The organism is Staphylococcus auricularis, assembly GCF_001500315.1.
In the GTDB taxonomy this organism is placed as follows: Bacteria; Bacillota; Bacilli; order Staphylococcales; family Staphylococcaceae; genus Staphylococcus; species Staphylococcus auricularis.
This window is the reverse complement of record NZ_LLER01000009.1, coordinates 15,905-31,557: the sequence shown is the minus strand read 5'-3', so window position 1 is coordinate 31,557 and position 15,653 is coordinate 15,905. Positions and strand designations below refer to the sequence as shown.

The following is a 15,653-nucleotide window of genomic DNA, read 5'->3' as shown; positions in this document are numbered from 1 at the left end:
TGTTCCTCGCTCAGTCATCATCAATCGTACTTAAGTCACCTGCTGGTAAATCTAATTCCCATGCTTTCAGTACGCGACGCATGATCTTACCTGAACGCGTTTTCGGTAATTTATCTTTAAATTCAATTTCTCGAGGTGCCGCATGACCTGCGAGTCCTTCTTTCACTAACTTACGAATATCCTCTTTTAATTCGTCTGAAGGTTCATAGCCAGATTTGAGCGCAATAAACGCTTTAATAATTTCACCACGAATAGGGTCAGGTTTCCCAATTACCCCAGCTTCAGCAACGGCAGCATGCTCTACGAGTTTGGATTCGACTTCAAACGGGCCAACACGTTCACCTGCCGTCATAATCACGTCATCGACACGACCTTGGAACCAGAAGTAACCGTCTTCATCTTTGTAAGCTGAGTCACCTGATACGTACCAATCACCAATAAAGTAAGATTCATATTTAGCTGGGTTATGCCAAATGGCGTGCATCATGCTCGGCCAACCTTTTTTAAGCGCTAAGTTACCCATGCGATTGGGTTCTAGTTCATTACCTTGATCATCCACAATTGCAGCTTCAATACCTGGCAACGGTTTACCCATTGAACCTAGTTTGACATCCATAGATGGATAATTCACAATCATGTGACCACCCGTTTCGGTCATCCACCATGTGTCTAACACACGTTTACCATAGACGTGTTTCGCCCATTTAATCACTTCTGGATTTAGCGGTTCACCTACAGATAAGATACTTCTTAATGAAGATAAATCGTACTTGTGCACGATATCATCGCCCGCACTCATCAACATTCGTAGCGCAGTAGGTGCAGTGTACCAGATGGTTACGTTAAATGTTTCAATCATTTTATACCAGCTTTCAGGGGAGAATCTACCACCTGCAATACAGTTCGTTGCTCCATTTAACCATGGACTAAAAATACCGTACGACGTTCCCGTTACCCAACCTGGATCGGCCGTACACCAATAAACATCGTCATCTTGTAAATCAAGCACGTAACGTCCAGAAATATAATGGAGTAACATCGCTTTTTGAACATGTAAGACACCCTTAGGTTGCCCTGTTGAACCCGATGTATAATGTAAAATTAACCCGTCATATAAATTTAACCACTCTATATCAAAAGTATCCGATGCGGCTTCTAGTTCTTGTTTAAAGTCAACATATGATGCATCAACGTCATCATCCACGACGACAATCGTTTCGAGATGAGGTAATTGATCTTTAGGTATTCTGGATAACAAACTATTCGTCGTGATAACGACTTTGGCTTCACTATCCGATAACCGATCTGTTACCGCTTTTTCCATGAACGCTTCAAATAACGGACCTACGATAGCTCCAATTTTTAACGTACCTAATAATGCGATGTAAAGTTCTGGTGTACGTGGCATAAAGATGAATACCCGATCACCTTTTTCCACGTTGACTTTATCTTTCAACACATTCGCAGCACGGTTCGATAGCTGTTGTAAATCTTTGAACGTATATGACTCTTCTCTTCGTTCGTCTTTATACTTTAAAGCGACTTTATCGCCTTTACCCTTATCCACATGGCGATCGATACATTCATAAGCCATGTTCACTTTACCAGTTTCATGCCAGGAAAATGCTTTTTCGACCTCTTTCCAATCAAAATTTTGATACGTTTGTTCATAATCTTTAAGATTGAAATCTCCTTGATCCCCTTTATAGACTTCTACTTTCATTTTATTGCCCCCTTTTCAAAATGAAAACGTTTTCTTAAATGGTATTATAACCAATCTTTTTACAATTTTCAAAATATTATTAAAAATATTTCTGTAGCATGGGCGTCTGTCGTATTTTCGAGTATAATAAAAATAACCACTGAGAACGTTTTCTTATATAAACCGTATAACTCACTTTACTCGCAAATATGATGGAGATGCTTATCTCATGCGAGGACTTAAGCAATATACTGAAGTCAATCAACACTTGAGACCACAGCAAAAAAGAGGTGAACCTTATGGAACATGTTAAAACCTACCAACACCAGAACTACACGATCGAACAACAAACATTCATTATCGAAGGCCCTGTACCCTCTTCGCAATTGAATACGATGACGTTTGATGACAAACTGAACGCCTTTCGACCTTATGAAGAGCAATTTGCAGCATTGAAAGAAATCAGTGATCTTGAAGAAGGACGTATTTATGTCTTACATCACAATCAACATATCGTTGGCTATGTCACATTCCATTATCCAGATGAAATTGAACGATGGTCGACTGGAAACCTCCCCTATCTCATCGAACTCGGTGCGATTGAAATCAGTCTACCTTATCGCTCGTTACATTTAGGTAGTGAATTAATCCGGTTGAGTATGAGTGGAGATGAATATGAAGATTATATTGTGCTCACGACAGAATATTATGGGCACTGGGACTTAAAGCATTCGAAGTTAGATGTTTTTGAATATAAAAAGCTTATGCAGAATTTAATGTCACATGGGGGTCTAGAAATCTTTGCGACTGATGATCCTGAAATTACGAGTCACCCTGCCAACTGTCTCATGGCGCGTATTGGCTCACGGATTACATTAGATCAACAACAAGCTTTTGATGATATTCGCTTTATGAATCGCTTTTTCTTTTAAGGAGTGACGTATGATGAATCATAGTACACAAACTACAGGATATGTTTATTCGAAGGATATTTTGCGCTATCGTTTTAGTAATGATCATCCTTTTAACCAGATGCGTCTGAAACTTACGACAGAGCTGTTACAAGACTCTGGCTTTTTAACAGCAGATCATATCATCAAACCTCGGATTGCGACTGACGAGGAATTAGCGCTCATTCATACGTATGATTATATACAGGCAATCCGTCATGCATCACATGGCATTTTAAACGATACCGAAGCAGTGAAATATGGTCTGGGTGGAGATGATACGGTTCCGTTTCGCAGAATGCATTTACACAGTGCGAGGATTGTAGGAGGAGCCCTCGAGCTTGCCGATAAAATCATGCAGGGAGAGGTCACAAATGGGTGCCATTTAGGTGGTGGGTTACACCATAGTCTGCCTGGTAAAGCGAATGGCTTCTGTATCTACAACGATGTAGCTGTCACCGCACGTTATCTGACTCAAAATTATGGTGCACGTGTACTGGTAATCGATACTGATGCACATCATGGTGATGGCACCCAGTGGAGTTTTTATGCAGATAATCAAGTATTAAGTTATTCGATTCATGAAACTGGGAAATATCTTTATCCTGGTACGGGTCATTACACAGAGCGCGGGGATGAAACTGGGTTTGGTTATGCGGTTAATATTCCATTAGAACCGTATACCGAAGATGCGTCATTTTTAGACGTTTTTAAACGTTCAATTACACCTGTCGTTGAAAGCTTTCAGCCTGATATGATACTCAGTGTTCACGGTGTCGATATTCATTATTTAGATCCACTGACACATTTATGTTGTACACTTGAAGCACTTTATCAAATTCCTTACATTATCAAAACATTAGCGGATACGTATACCAATGGCAAAGTGATGATGATGGGTGGCGGAGGCTATAATATTTGGGAAGTCGTGCCTCGTGCCTGGAGTCATGTATTTTTAGCACTCATCGATGAACCGATTCAACACGGACCATTATCAAAAGAATGGATACGTAAATGGCAACACTATGCACCCCATCCACTGCCAACCGTTTGGGAAGATGGAAAACATGGATTTCCGTACTTACCACGTGCTGAAGCCATTACAGAAACTAATTTAAGACATGCCAACCAAGTCATCAGTTGGTTTAAATAATAAAAAAGACATTTATTAAAGCAACCACTTCAACAGGTCCTTTAATAAATGTCTTTCGAGTTATTTTTTCGTTGTACCACGGTATTCAATGTGGTGTGGTAAAATGACGTTCGGTTCTTCCACTTCTTCGTCATTCATAAATTTCGTAAGTAAACGCATGCCTACTGCACCGATGTCGTATAATGGTTGAATGACACTAGATAATTTAGGTCTAACCATTTCGACGAGGCGTGTATTATTGAAGCTCACGACTTGTAAATCTTCAGGCACTTTAACGTTGTTATCTTGTGCGCTGTGAAGTAATCCGATAGCTTGTTCATCACTGATAGATAAAACCGCATCTGGTTTTTCTGCTTGTAGAACTTCATAAGCACGGATACCGTCTTTATACATCTCACTACCGCTAAAGATCATATTATCTTTAAGTTCTAAGCTAGATTGAGATAGTACATTTTTCAAGCCTTCTAACACTTCTTCTTGTGCTTTTTTAGAATAATCGCCACCAACGAACGCAAAGTTTTTAGCGCCACTATCTATCAATTGTTGTGTCACTTCTTCAGCTGCTGATTTGAAATCGATATTGACTGAAGCAACGCCATCGTCTTTACCGTTTGTTCCAGATACAACCACTGGAATAGGTGTACGATTGATATCTTCTTTCATTTCTTTAGAAATTGTGCCACCTAAGAAGATGATACCATCGACTTGTTTACTTAACAGATTATTAAATATTTCTTTTTCTTTAACTGGATCATTATCAGAATTAGAAATAATTGTATAATACTTGTACATCGTTGCGATATCTTCTAAACCTCTTGCAAGTTGTGAATAATAGACATTAGAAATGTCTGGAATAATCACACCTACTGTCGTTGTACGTTTACTTGCTAAACCACGTGCAACGGCATTAGGTCTATAATTTAATTTTTTTATGATTTCATTTACTTTATCTCGTGTCTCTGGTTTCACGTTTTGATTACCATTGACTACACGAGATACTGTCGCCATTGAAACACGTGCTTCTCTCGCTACATCATAGATCGTAACAGTCATGATTTCCTCCTTGTAACCGCTTTATAAGTTATTAATATAAGCTTTCATATTATTTTCAAAGTGTACCATAAATTTTATATGAGTAAAATTATTTTGTTTACAATGTCAAAATGATGTCATAAAAATAAGTTAACTTAAAAATCAAATCAAATAGGATATCGCAACATATAAAGCGATGAATAGTGATTCATATTATGGTATACATCTTTTAACTGAATGTTACTTTATTTTACCTTCGTTATACATATTAGCTAATGGTTTAATTTCATTATAGAATGTTTCAAATTCGTCTAAATCCATTTGTTGTGCATTGTCACTTAATGCGACAGTAGGATCTGGATGAATCTCTGCCATGATACCGTCTGCACCGACTGCTAAACCAGCTTTTGCTGTTGGAATCATGATGTCTTTACGTCCGGTACTATGTGTCACATCGACCATAACAGGTAAATGTGTTCCTTGTTTTAAAATAGGTACAGCAGAAATATCTAATGTATTACGTGTTGCTTTTTCATAAGTACGAATACCGCGTTCACATAAGATGATATTGTTATTACCTTGAGAAGCAATATACTCAGCTGCGTAAACAAATTCATCAATCGTTGCTGATAACCCACGTTTGAGTAAGACTGGTTTACGTGTTCTACCTGCTTCCTTCAACAGTTCAAAGTTCTGCATGTTTCTCGCACCAATTTGGAACACATCTACATATTGATCTGCCATTTCAAAGTGAGCAGGATTAACAATTTCACTCACGATATTTAAGTCATAGCGGTCTTTTGTATTTTTTAAGATTTGTAGTCCTTCTTCGCCTAAACCTTGGAAATCGTAAGGAGAAGTACGTGGTTTGAACGCACCACCACGAATGAATTTCTCGCCTTTTTTATGTAAGTTTGCAGCGACTTCATCCACTTGTTCTTGAGATTCTACTGAACAAGGTCCAAATACAAATGATTTTTGGCCATCACCGATTTTCGCACCATTATCGAACTGTACAATCGTATCCTCAGGTTGCAATTTTCTTGATACATATAAATGTTTTTCGTTTTCGGATTTTTGTAAATCAGTAGAAGCTTTGAAGATTTCTTTAAATAATTGTTTAATGACGTTATCATTAAATGGACCTTCATTTTTTTCTACGAGTTCATTAATCATTTCTTTTTCTCTTTGTGGGTCATATATTACAGTACCCTGTTTACGCTTTTCTTCACCAATTTTTTGCGCAACTTCACCACGTTTAGTTAATAATTTTAAAATTTCATTGTTTATTTCTACAATCTCTTCTCTGTATGTCTGTATTTTGTCTGTCATGTTCGTCACCCCAACGCTCTTAATTTATGGTTTTGTTTCGCTTTAAAGTGATAAAATACTTATTTATATCAATTCTAACAATTTGATACTTTCGATTCAAGCGACACCGCTGTTAGTCTTTAAGAGAAACATAGTGATTATTTTAACTGAATTTTCAGTATATTGGAAGTAATTTTTACCTCTTATTGTTTTTTCTTTCCACCCACTTCTTGTGCATGCAAAAAGACCAACATTTTACTGCTCTCGTGTTCAACTATTGCGTTGATTTTATAAAGAGAAGCATCAAATGTCGGTCTTTTTCTTGTCTTATCATCCGTTTAATTATTCATCAAAAGATTTTTTCTCTATTTTACCTTCTGATTTTTCGCCTTGTTGTGCGGGTTTATTCTTTTTATAAATCGGTGTTTCATCACTAGAATGTGCTTTCACATCAGCTAAATCATCTTCATCTGATTGAGTTACTAGATGAGGGACTTGATAGTCTGAATGTGCTGGACTTGGTTTTTCTTCATGTAAAAGATTAGCTGTATTGCTTTTAACCGTGTCATCATCTGCTAACGCTTGTTGTTTCCCTTTTGCTGCTTGGGCAAGACCTTCAGTGGTCAATTCATGTGTAGCGTTTGCTGTTTCATTATTTTCTTCAGATTCATCTTGAATTTCATCCTCTTCTTGAATGGCACCTTGTTGTGCTTGTATTTCTTTAGCAGTTGGGTTCGCTGATTCATCAATATGTTCTACTGATGTATCGCCTTCAACGTCTCCTTCTTGTTCAGTTGTTTCTTTTGCAGTTGGTGTCACTAAGTTTGGTGCTTTTTGATCTTTTTCTGCTTGTTGTGGTTTTTCTTCAGCTAAAAGATTATCCGTATTGTTTTTAACAGTGTCATTATTTGCTAACGCTTGTTGTTTCTCTTTCGCTGCTTGAGCAAGATCTTGTGATGAGTCTGATTCGTTTGATGAGCCAGATACTAAGTTTGGAGCTTTCTGATCTTTTTCTGCTTGTTGTGGTTTCTCTTCAGCTAAAAGATTGTCTGTGTTACTTTTAACAGATTCATCATCCGCTAATGCTTGTTGTTTCCCTTTTGCTGCTTGAGCAAGATCTTGTGATGAGTCTGATTCGTTTGATGAGCTAGATACTAAGTTTGGTGCTTTTTGATCTTTTTCTGCTTGTTGTGGTTTTTCTTCAGCTAAAAGATTGTCCGTATTACTTTTAACAGATTCATCATTTGCTAATGCTTGTTGTTTTCCTTTCGCTGCTTGAGCTATACCAGCAGCTGTATTTGTGTCTGCAACTTTTTCATCTTCTTGTGCATCATTTGTGTCATGCGCTTCTTCTTGAATAGCACCTTGTTGCGCTGTCATTTCTTTAGATGTTGGTGTAGCTGATTCATCAATATGTTCGACGGATGTATCACTATTACTATCTGATGTTAAATCATTCGTTGGTTCTGATTTTGGCTCAGGTTGAGGTTCAGGCGCTGGTGTAGCTAAACCATGTTCTGAACTTTCTGCTTTGATCGCTTCTTGCTCTGCTGTAGCACCCGTAGCATCAAGATGCTTACTTTCTTCGTTCGCTTCATCGATTAAACGATTGATTTCTTCAACGTTTTGTTGGGCAATCGCTTTTTCACGATTACTTTGTTCGATAATTTTAGAGTTAAATTCAGGTGCTTGACTTGGTGTATCTGCTTTAGATTTAGATTTGAGTGTAGTCACTAAGCCAATCACTGAACCAATGGCTGTCCCGATTAAAAAGCCATAGACAAAGTCACGGTGAAAATATGTTTCTAAGTATGATGAGATATCGTTCGTATCCACATTGCGATCATGTTCGTCTTTATTGTAATGTGCCATAATAACAACCTCCTATAACAAATGCACTTAAACAAAGTTTGAAACCTCATTTAAGTGCATTTGAGTTAAGTATTATTTATTGTCTACTTGCGTCGTATAACTATGATCTGCATCATTTGCTACACTATTAGCTTTGTAGTTTGCACTTCCTCTACGATTTTTTCTGTTTTGCCATTTGTCAGCAATTTCCATTGCAACATTTGACCATTGAACAACTTGAGAAATTTTATCTTCGTTTTGAGAAATGTTGTGCGTAATAGAGTTAGTTACACGATCTACTGAGCCGTTTAAATTTTGTACAGAATTACCTATACCTTTAACAGCACCCACAACTGAATTTAAACGTTCTACTTTATCTTGAATATCTTCAGTTAAACGATTCACTTTGTGTAATAAGTCTGTTGATTCACGTGTAATACCTTGTACTTGTCCCTCAACACCGTCAAGTGTTTTAGCCACGTGGTCTAAGTTTTTCTTCACAGAAAATAAAACAACGACAATACCGATACATAGTATTAAAAAAGCAACCGCTGCTATGATTCCTGCAATTGGTAAAATCCAATCCATTAAAAACGCCTCCTAATAAACATATGTTATTTAAATTAAATACCCAACTTATTCTAACATAAACATCCTAGAATTCGGTAGTAGCTTCCATATTTTCCATATATGCGCGTTGAATTTGTTGGATATCTCCAGCGCCCATAAATAAAATAACAGCGTTACGATAAGATTCTAAAATGTTTGTGTTGTGTTCATCTATCAGTTTAGCATTTTCAATCTTATTAAGTAAGTCTTGAATTGTAAGTTCACCTGTGTTCTCACGAATTGAACCGAAAATTTCACATAAGAACACATGATCTGCTCTGTTTAAGCTTTCAGCAAATTCATCTAAGAATGCTTTTGTTCTTGAAAATGTGTGCGGTTGGAACACAGCTACGACTTCTTTATTCGGATATTTTTTTCTTGCAGTTTCAATTGTCGCATTGATTTCTCTAGGATGATGCGCATAATCATCGACGAGAATTTGATTGTTTAATTTGGTTTCATTAAAGCGACGTTTAACACCGCCGAATGTTTCTAAGGCGTCTTTAATGTTTTTGACATCCATATCTTCTAAATAACAAATCGTGATAACAGCTAAGCTATTTAAAATGTTGTGGTCACCAAATTGTGGTGAACGGAACGTATCAAAGTATTCACCTTTAACATAGACATCAAACTGCGTGCCTAATTCACTGATTTGAAGGTTGTCTGCATACACATCATTAGATTTATCTAAACCGTAATAGTAGATAGGTACATCTGCTGAGATTTGACGTAAGTGATCGTCACCGCCCCAGGCAATAATTGCTTTTTTCACGTTGGAAGCCATCTCTTGGAATGCGTTGAAGACATCATTGATATCTTCAAAATAATCTGGATGGTCAAAATCAATATTCGTCATGATGGCATAATCAGGATTATAACTTAAGAAGTGGCGACGATATTCACAAGCTTCAAATGCGAAATAATCACTTGCAGGAATACCTAAACCTGTACCATCACCAATGAGGAATGATGTTTTTTTATCTCCATTCATCACATGGGATAACAAACCGGTAGTTGACGTTTTACCATGTGCACCTGTCACAGCTACAGATGTATATTGATTAATCACTTGTCCGAGGAAATCGTGGTAGCGAATAACCTCTAGATTTAATTCATGTGCACGTTTAATTTCTTCATGGTCATCGGAAAATGCATTACCTTGCACTACAACCATACCTTCTTGAATATTATCAGCGTCGAAAGGTAAGATTTTAATTCCTTTGTTAAGTAGTGCTTTTTGAGTAAATACATATTTATCTATATCTGAACCTTGTACTTCATTTCCTAAATCGTGCATGATCTGTGCAAGTGAACTCATACCTGCACCTTTGATTCCGACAAAATGATAATGCGTCATAGTTAATTCCCTCTTTCTATATTTAAATATCGTCTAAATCAGATTCAGTGATGTAAACATCTCTCGGTTTAGAACCATTTGCCTCTGAAATATAACCGAGTTCCTCTAACTGATCAACAATTCTAGCTGCACGATTATATCCAATTTGGAAATGTCGTTGAATGAGTGATGTCGAAATATGCCCTTCTTTGACCATAAAGCGACATACATCATCAAATAAGTCATCTTTGGCTTGGCCTTCAGTTTTCTTCAACAATTCTTTTTCTTCAAATAGATACTGCGGTTCACGTTGTTGTTTAATGAAATCAACCACTTTATCTATTTCGTCATCAGAGACAAAGGAACCTTGAACACGTATAGGTTTATTCATGCCGCTTCCAAGATAAAGCATATCACCATATCCGAGTAAGCGTTCCGCACCACCATTGTCTAAGATTGTTCTAGAGTCAACACTAGAAGAAACCATGAATGCGATACGTGTAGGTATATTCGCTTTAATAAGACCTGTGATAACGTTAACGGATGGACGTTGTGTTGCGACAAGCATATGAATACCACATGCACGTGCTTTTTGTGCAATTCGAGCAATGGACTGTTCAACATCTTGTGGCGCCATCATCATTAGATCTGCAAGCTCGTCAATCACGATGACAATTTTCGGCATTCTATCCTCGTAATTCGCTTTTTTGTTAAAGGCTGTAATATTACGTACATGGTAGTTCGCAAACAATTTATAACGACGTTCCATTTCTTCTACTGCCCATTTCAGACTTTGTGTAGCTGCTTTCACATCGGTAATAACTGGTGAAATTAGATGTGGAAGATCGTTATATGGTGCGAGTTCAACCATCTTAGGATCGATGAGTAACAGTCTTAATTCTTCTGGATGATTTTTATATAATAGTGAAATTAAAATACTGTTGATGCATACTGATTTACCTGATCCAGTTGCCCCTGCAATGAGCGCGTGAGGCGTTTTCGCGATATCCATCAATAAAGGTTCATTATTTATACGTAATCCCATAGCGACAGTTAATTTAGACTGTGCATTTTTAAATGATTGAGACTCAATAATGGAACGTAAATTGACTTTCGTCGCATCTTGGTTCGGTACCTCAATACCTACTAAGCTAGTTCCAGGAATAGGTGCTTCAATTCGAATATCCTTGGCTGCGAGTGCCATTTTCAAGTCATCTTGTAAATTGGTGATACGAGAGACTTTGACACCTTTTTCGACTGATAATTCAAAACGAGTCACACTAGGCCCTACAGTCACATTTTGAACTTCTGCCGGAACATTGAAGTAATAGAATGAGTCATTGAGCTGTTGTTTTTTCTCTTCTATCCACGCCTCATCAACCTCATGTGCTTCAGGCTCTTCTAATAAATCTAATTTAGGTAGATTAATATTAGGTCCTTTACGGATTGATTTCATCGGCTCTGATTGTGTGATTGTTGATCCTTCGTCTTGTTGTTGGTTATCTTGACGAGATGATCCATTCACTTCATTTTGATTTTGTGCGGGACGTGAAGGACGCTCGTTAAAATGCATGCGACGATTTGGTGAAGTTTGCGCAGTACTACGTGGTGACGTTGAAGATTCGGTTGGTTCTGTCTGTGTCACTTCAGCTTCATTATACGCCTCTGATGCATGTTCAGTGTCATGAGATGACTCAGTTTCACTATCTAAATCTGAAGTTGAACTTGCTTCTTGAGATTCCGTTGCTGTATCTTCGTTCTCAACTGGAGTTGATGCTTCACTTTCTGTTGAAATGTCGTCTGAAGATGTTTCTGTTTGACTATTTGCTTGAACCTGAGCTTTTTTCGCATCTAACATGCGTTTTTTATCAGATGGTGTCATGACCACATTGAAAGGTTTACTACCTTTTTGAATAGATAATTTCACTGTAGATTCACCTTGTGGTTGTTCATTTGTATCCTCATCTTGAGTTTGTGTTTCCTCAGTTGTTGATTGGTTGGATGTTTCGTTTTGTTCATCTAGAGACTCGTCTTTAGCTTCAGTTTCTACAGTTTCTTCAGCATCATTAACTTCTGATGCAGAGGTATCGTCACTATTCACATCCTCTGCTTGAGCACCTTCATCCTCAGTATCAGTTGAAGATTCCGTTGATACTTGTGAATCTATTTCGGATGTTTCATTATCATCGGATGTTGCTTTTTCGTAATCTCCATCCGTTTCCATGTGCAATTCTGTTTGAGGTGCTTCATCCGCTTCTGATTGATTTGATGTGTCTGCTTCTGTTGTTGATTCATCGTCATCAGAAGGAATTTCTCTATATTGTGCTTCTGATACTTCGGTATCACTCTCGTCCTCAGCTTCCTCTGCTTCAACCGTTGACGCCGTTTCTCCTTGATTATCTTGTGATGTGGAAGTGGCTTCTGAATCATCAGTTGCTGTTGTATCTTCTTCTGTCGCCATATCTAATTGATTGTCTGCTTCAGTAGCTTCTGTCTCAATTTCAGGTTGTTGTGTTTGCTGAGACGCTTTGTCGTCTTCAACGTCGTTTACGATTTCGCGTTCGGTTGTTGAAGAGGTATGTACATCGTCTAAATTAACTTCTTCATAGCGATATTGTGCTTCTGGTTGATCTTGTGTCGCATCAGCTTGATAATTTGAAGCTCGGTCTGATTGATGGTCTGCTTCAGATTCGGCACCTGCTTCATCTAATGAACTTTCTCCAGTGAGATTTTTAGCTTGTTTCGCGTACATTTCATCGATTGCTTTTTGGATGCCATCTTCATTCGTCTTATTGTGTTCTTCACGTTTTTGTTGTAGCGCTTTTTTGAACTGACGTTTTTGTAAGATTTTGCGTTCGCGTTCACGTCTGATTTCTTCTACGATTTGTGAAGCATAGATATTTTCTATATTAATCGTATTATCTTGTTTTGAATAAGACGGAGTTTCAGACTGCGTTTCTTGAGGTTTGTTTTCTGATTGTTGTACGCTCCGTGTTTCAGCATCGTTACTTTGATGGGTAACTGTTGGTTGATCCTGATTTGTTTCTGTGTCATGACTTTCAGAACGGTCGAGACCTGTATTGTCTTGGATGCTATGATTACGAGATTCGCTTTCTGAGACTTCATCATGTGAAGTTGTTTTATCATCGTCGTTATCTTCAGCCGGTGGAATGACGCCGTTTTCAATTTTTCTGCGTTTTCTATTACCGAAAACAGATGAAGGTACTTCAGACACTCTGAATTCACGCGTTAATGGTGTACTTTCTGGAGATGTACGTTTCGATTTTGTTTCGCGTTTTGATTGCTCACTTGTTGTACGATGACGTGTACGACGTTCTTGAGAAGTAGGACGTTCGTAACGAGGTGTATGTTCTTCACCTTCTGACAGATCTGAACGACTTGACTCACTAGATTGACCTTGTGGTTGATTCATACGGCGATGACGACGCGTGTGGCCTGTTTGACGGCTTTGTTCACGCGTATCATCTTGAGTGTTGTATGTTGGGATATCAGATGTTTCTGCATAATCAATATGCTTGTCATCATTTTTTTGTTTAGATGAATCTTCTGTATTGATTTGAATTGGGAATCTGAAGCGCCCTCTAGGTCTGTTGTAAATATCGTTATGTTGAGAAAGTAATGAGTCTTGTTTTTGTTGACGTTCGATTTTTTCGCGTCGTTGCTGTCTTTTATTGACAGGTTTATCGTTGGATTCATTATCTTCTCCAAATATCTTGTCAAACCAGCTCATACTTTCTTTACCTCCTTTTTATGCTTCGAAAAATGCTTGTCCTACTTCGTAATCATCTGACAAGACCATAATTCCTTTTTCTTGTGGTGCGTTTGGTAAATCTAATTCTTTCATAGAACATACCATTCCGCTTGATGGTACACCGCGTAATTTTGCATCTTTAATGACCGTACCACTTGGCATGACAGCGCCCACTTTAGCTACAACGACTTTTTGTCCTTGATCGATATTAGGTGCACCGCAAACGATTTGGAGTGATTCATCACCGACGTCTACACTTAAAATACTAAGTTTATCAGCATTTGGGTGTTTTTCTTTTGTAGCAACATAACCCACGACAAATTTAGGTGATAAATCGACGTCAAGTTCATTAGTAAATCCGTTATCTTTAATCGCTTTTTGTAATGCATCGACGGTTGCTTCATCTAATTGGATATGACCGTTGCCTTCAAGTGTTACATAGCTAGAAAGATTAAAGATATTGTAACCAAAGATCTGATCATCTTTTTTAATCTCTACAACGTCACCTTGTTTTTCATATTGAAATGGACCTTCTGCAGGTTCTAATTGTAAAAATGCGACATCTCCAACCGCTTCTTTATTATAAAATAAATTCATGATTCAAACTCCTTACTCATTATCTTTATCTTTTTGTTCATTTTCATAAGAACGGCGTGTAGCTTCTAAGCGTTGTATCACATCTGGATTACGCTTTTGCTTATTATTTTTACCGAGAATAAATATAGGTTCTAAATGGCCTTTTTCATAACCAAATGAGAGGGATGTAATCGGTACTAATCCATTCGTAAAGAATTCCATTGTCAAATGTGCCATGACATCATAACCTGTTTTATTTCTAATATCAGCAATAATCAACACATCTTGATGGGGCACAGCAACTAGCATCTCGCCAGTACATTGAGCTTCCATTTCATTTAAGAAAGCCGTGTTTAAAATGCGGCTCGCATCATACCCATCATTTGTATTTACAAAGTAAAAGATATTTCCTTTCACTTCATCTGTCTTATAGCTGTTTTCTAACTTACGCACGTTAAACAAAGCCATCTCTTTTAATTGCTGACGGCTGATGTTCAATTCCTCTAACATCGGTTCAGTAATTAATCGATATGACTTACCTAAATCCAATGCATAGTAGATATTGGTTTCTGCTGTATGGGAATCAATGACTAATGCATGCCCTTCTTTATTCTCTTTACTAAAGCTCGGTGCACGCATAACCGGCATCACTTTGATATCGTCGATACTCGTAATCGGTTCACGTCCCATTTGTTGAATGGCTTCTTCTACATAATAAACGATTTCATCGATAATATTTTTTTGATCATCGTTATATTTTGCCACAATAGATTGTAATTTAATCGTTACACCTTGACCGTTATCTGATCGATAAATGCGTAATGTTTCTTCATCTCGATTGAAACTGAATTTCACATCCAGATGATTTAATCGGTCTTTAAGTTTATCCCTCATTTGAAAGACATTCATATATAACACTCCTATTTACGTGCCTTAATCCAGTTTACAATAAATAAGCCCTTACGAACAGAAAAACATATGTTGTAAGGGCTTATATTTTAAAAAAATTGACCTATGACGTAAATGGCATTCAATCAATTATAAATTGGCTAAGAATGAATCAATTTGTTCAATAGATTTACGTTCTTTTCCAATGTAGCTACCGATTTGTTCACCATCTTTGAACACTAAGAAGCTTGGAATTCCCATGATGTCATGTTTCGCACATAAATCGATAAATTGATCTCTATCCACACTCACAAATTGATATTGCGTATATTTTTCTTCAAGTTTTGGTAGATCTGGTTCGATCACTTTGCAGTCTGGACACCAATCTGCTGTGAAGAGAAAGACTGTTTGTCCTTGTGCTAATTCGTCAAATTGTGCTTCATTTTCTAATGTTTTCATATCAATTCACC

Annotated in this window: 12 protein-coding genes; 2 read left to right on the top strand and 10 right to left on the bottom strand. The window is 37.5% G+C overall.

Annotated features, from left to right (window positions below):
- Positions 1–10 precede the first annotated feature (10 nt).
- The gene (acsA, locus tag APS80_RS04755; protein ID WP_059107132.1) at positions 11–1,723 is read right to left on the bottom strand and encodes an acetate--CoA ligase; all 1,713 of its coding nucleotides are present in this window, start codon (positions 1,721–1,723) and stop codon (positions 11–13) included.
- Positions 1,724–2,001: 278 nt separating this feature from the next.
- Between acsA and APS80_RS04750 the strand changes: the two genes are divergently transcribed.
- Together APS80_RS04750 and APS80_RS04745 are read left to right on the top strand one after the other, a co-directional pair.
- Complete coding sequence (locus APS80_RS04750; RefSeq protein ID WP_059107131.1) at positions 2,002–2,634, top strand: hypothetical protein; 633 nt, start codon at positions 2,002–2,004, stop codon at positions 2,632–2,634.
- Positions 2,635–2,647: 13 nt separating this feature from the next.
- Entirely contained in the window at positions 2,648–3,805 is a 1,158-nt protein-coding gene (locus APS80_RS04745; protein ID WP_059107130.1) for an acetoin utilization protein AcuC, read from the top strand.
- Between the two features lie 60 nt (positions 3,806–3,865).
- Here the strand turns inward: APS80_RS04745 and ccpA are convergent, their stop codons facing one another.
- The 9 genes from ccpA to APS80_RS04700 all read right to left on the bottom strand — a co-directional run bounded on the left by ccpA (position 3,866) and on the right by APS80_RS04700 (position 15,642).
- Complete coding sequence (ccpA, locus tag APS80_RS04740; RefSeq protein WP_059107129.1) at positions 3,866–4,858, bottom strand: catabolite control protein A; 993 nt, start codon at positions 4,856–4,858, stop codon at positions 3,866–3,868.
- Positions 4,859–5,077: 219 nt separating this feature from the next.
- Positions 5,078–6,169 carry a bifunctional 3-deoxy-7-phosphoheptulonate synthase/chorismate mutase gene (locus APS80_RS04735; protein ID WP_059107128.1) on the bottom strand — a complete coding sequence of 364 codons (1,092 nt, stop codon included), beginning with the start codon at positions 6,167–6,169 and terminating at the stop codon, positions 5,078–5,080.
- A 321-nt stretch (positions 6,170–6,490) separates the two neighbouring features.
- The gene (locus tag APS80_RS04730; protein ID WP_059107127.1) at positions 6,491–8,020 is read right to left on the bottom strand and encodes a hypothetical protein; all 1,530 of its coding nucleotides are present in this window, start codon (positions 8,018–8,020) and stop codon (positions 6,491–6,493) included.
- Between the two features lie 72 nt (positions 8,021–8,092).
- Positions 8,093–8,587, bottom strand: coding sequence for a DUF948 domain-containing protein (locus tag APS80_RS04725; RefSeq protein ID WP_059107126.1), 495 nt, complete (start codon positions 8,585–8,587; stop codon positions 8,093–8,095).
- 67 nt (positions 8,588–8,654) lie between these two features.
- On the bottom strand, positions 8,655–9,968 hold the full coding sequence (murC, locus tag APS80_RS04720; RefSeq protein ID WP_059107125.1) for a UDP-N-acetylmuramate--L-alanine ligase: 1,314 nt from the start codon (positions 9,966–9,968) through the stop codon (positions 8,655–8,657).
- 22 nt (positions 9,969–9,990) lie between these two features.
- Positions 9,991–13,698: a DNA translocase FtsK gene (locus tag APS80_RS04715; RefSeq protein WP_059107124.1), complete on the bottom strand. Its 3,708-nt coding sequence runs from the start codon at positions 13,696–13,698 to the stop codon at positions 9,991–9,993.
- An 18-nt stretch (positions 13,699–13,716) separates the two neighbouring features.
- The gene (gene ytpR / locus APS80_RS04710; protein WP_059107123.1) at positions 13,717–14,316 is read right to left on the bottom strand and encodes a YtpR family tRNA-binding protein; all 600 of its coding nucleotides are present in this window, start codon (positions 14,314–14,316) and stop codon (positions 13,717–13,719) included.
- A gap of 12 nt (positions 14,317–14,328) precedes the next feature.
- A complete protein-coding gene (locus APS80_RS04705; protein ID WP_059107122.1) occupies positions 14,329–15,204 on the bottom strand; it encodes a DUF1444 domain-containing protein in 876 nt (291 codons plus the stop codon).
- A gap of 129 nt (positions 15,205–15,333) precedes the next feature.
- A complete protein-coding gene (locus APS80_RS04700; protein WP_059107121.1) occupies positions 15,334–15,642 on the bottom strand; it encodes a thioredoxin family protein in 309 nt (102 codons plus the stop codon).
- Positions 15,643–15,653 lie beyond the last annotated feature (11 nt).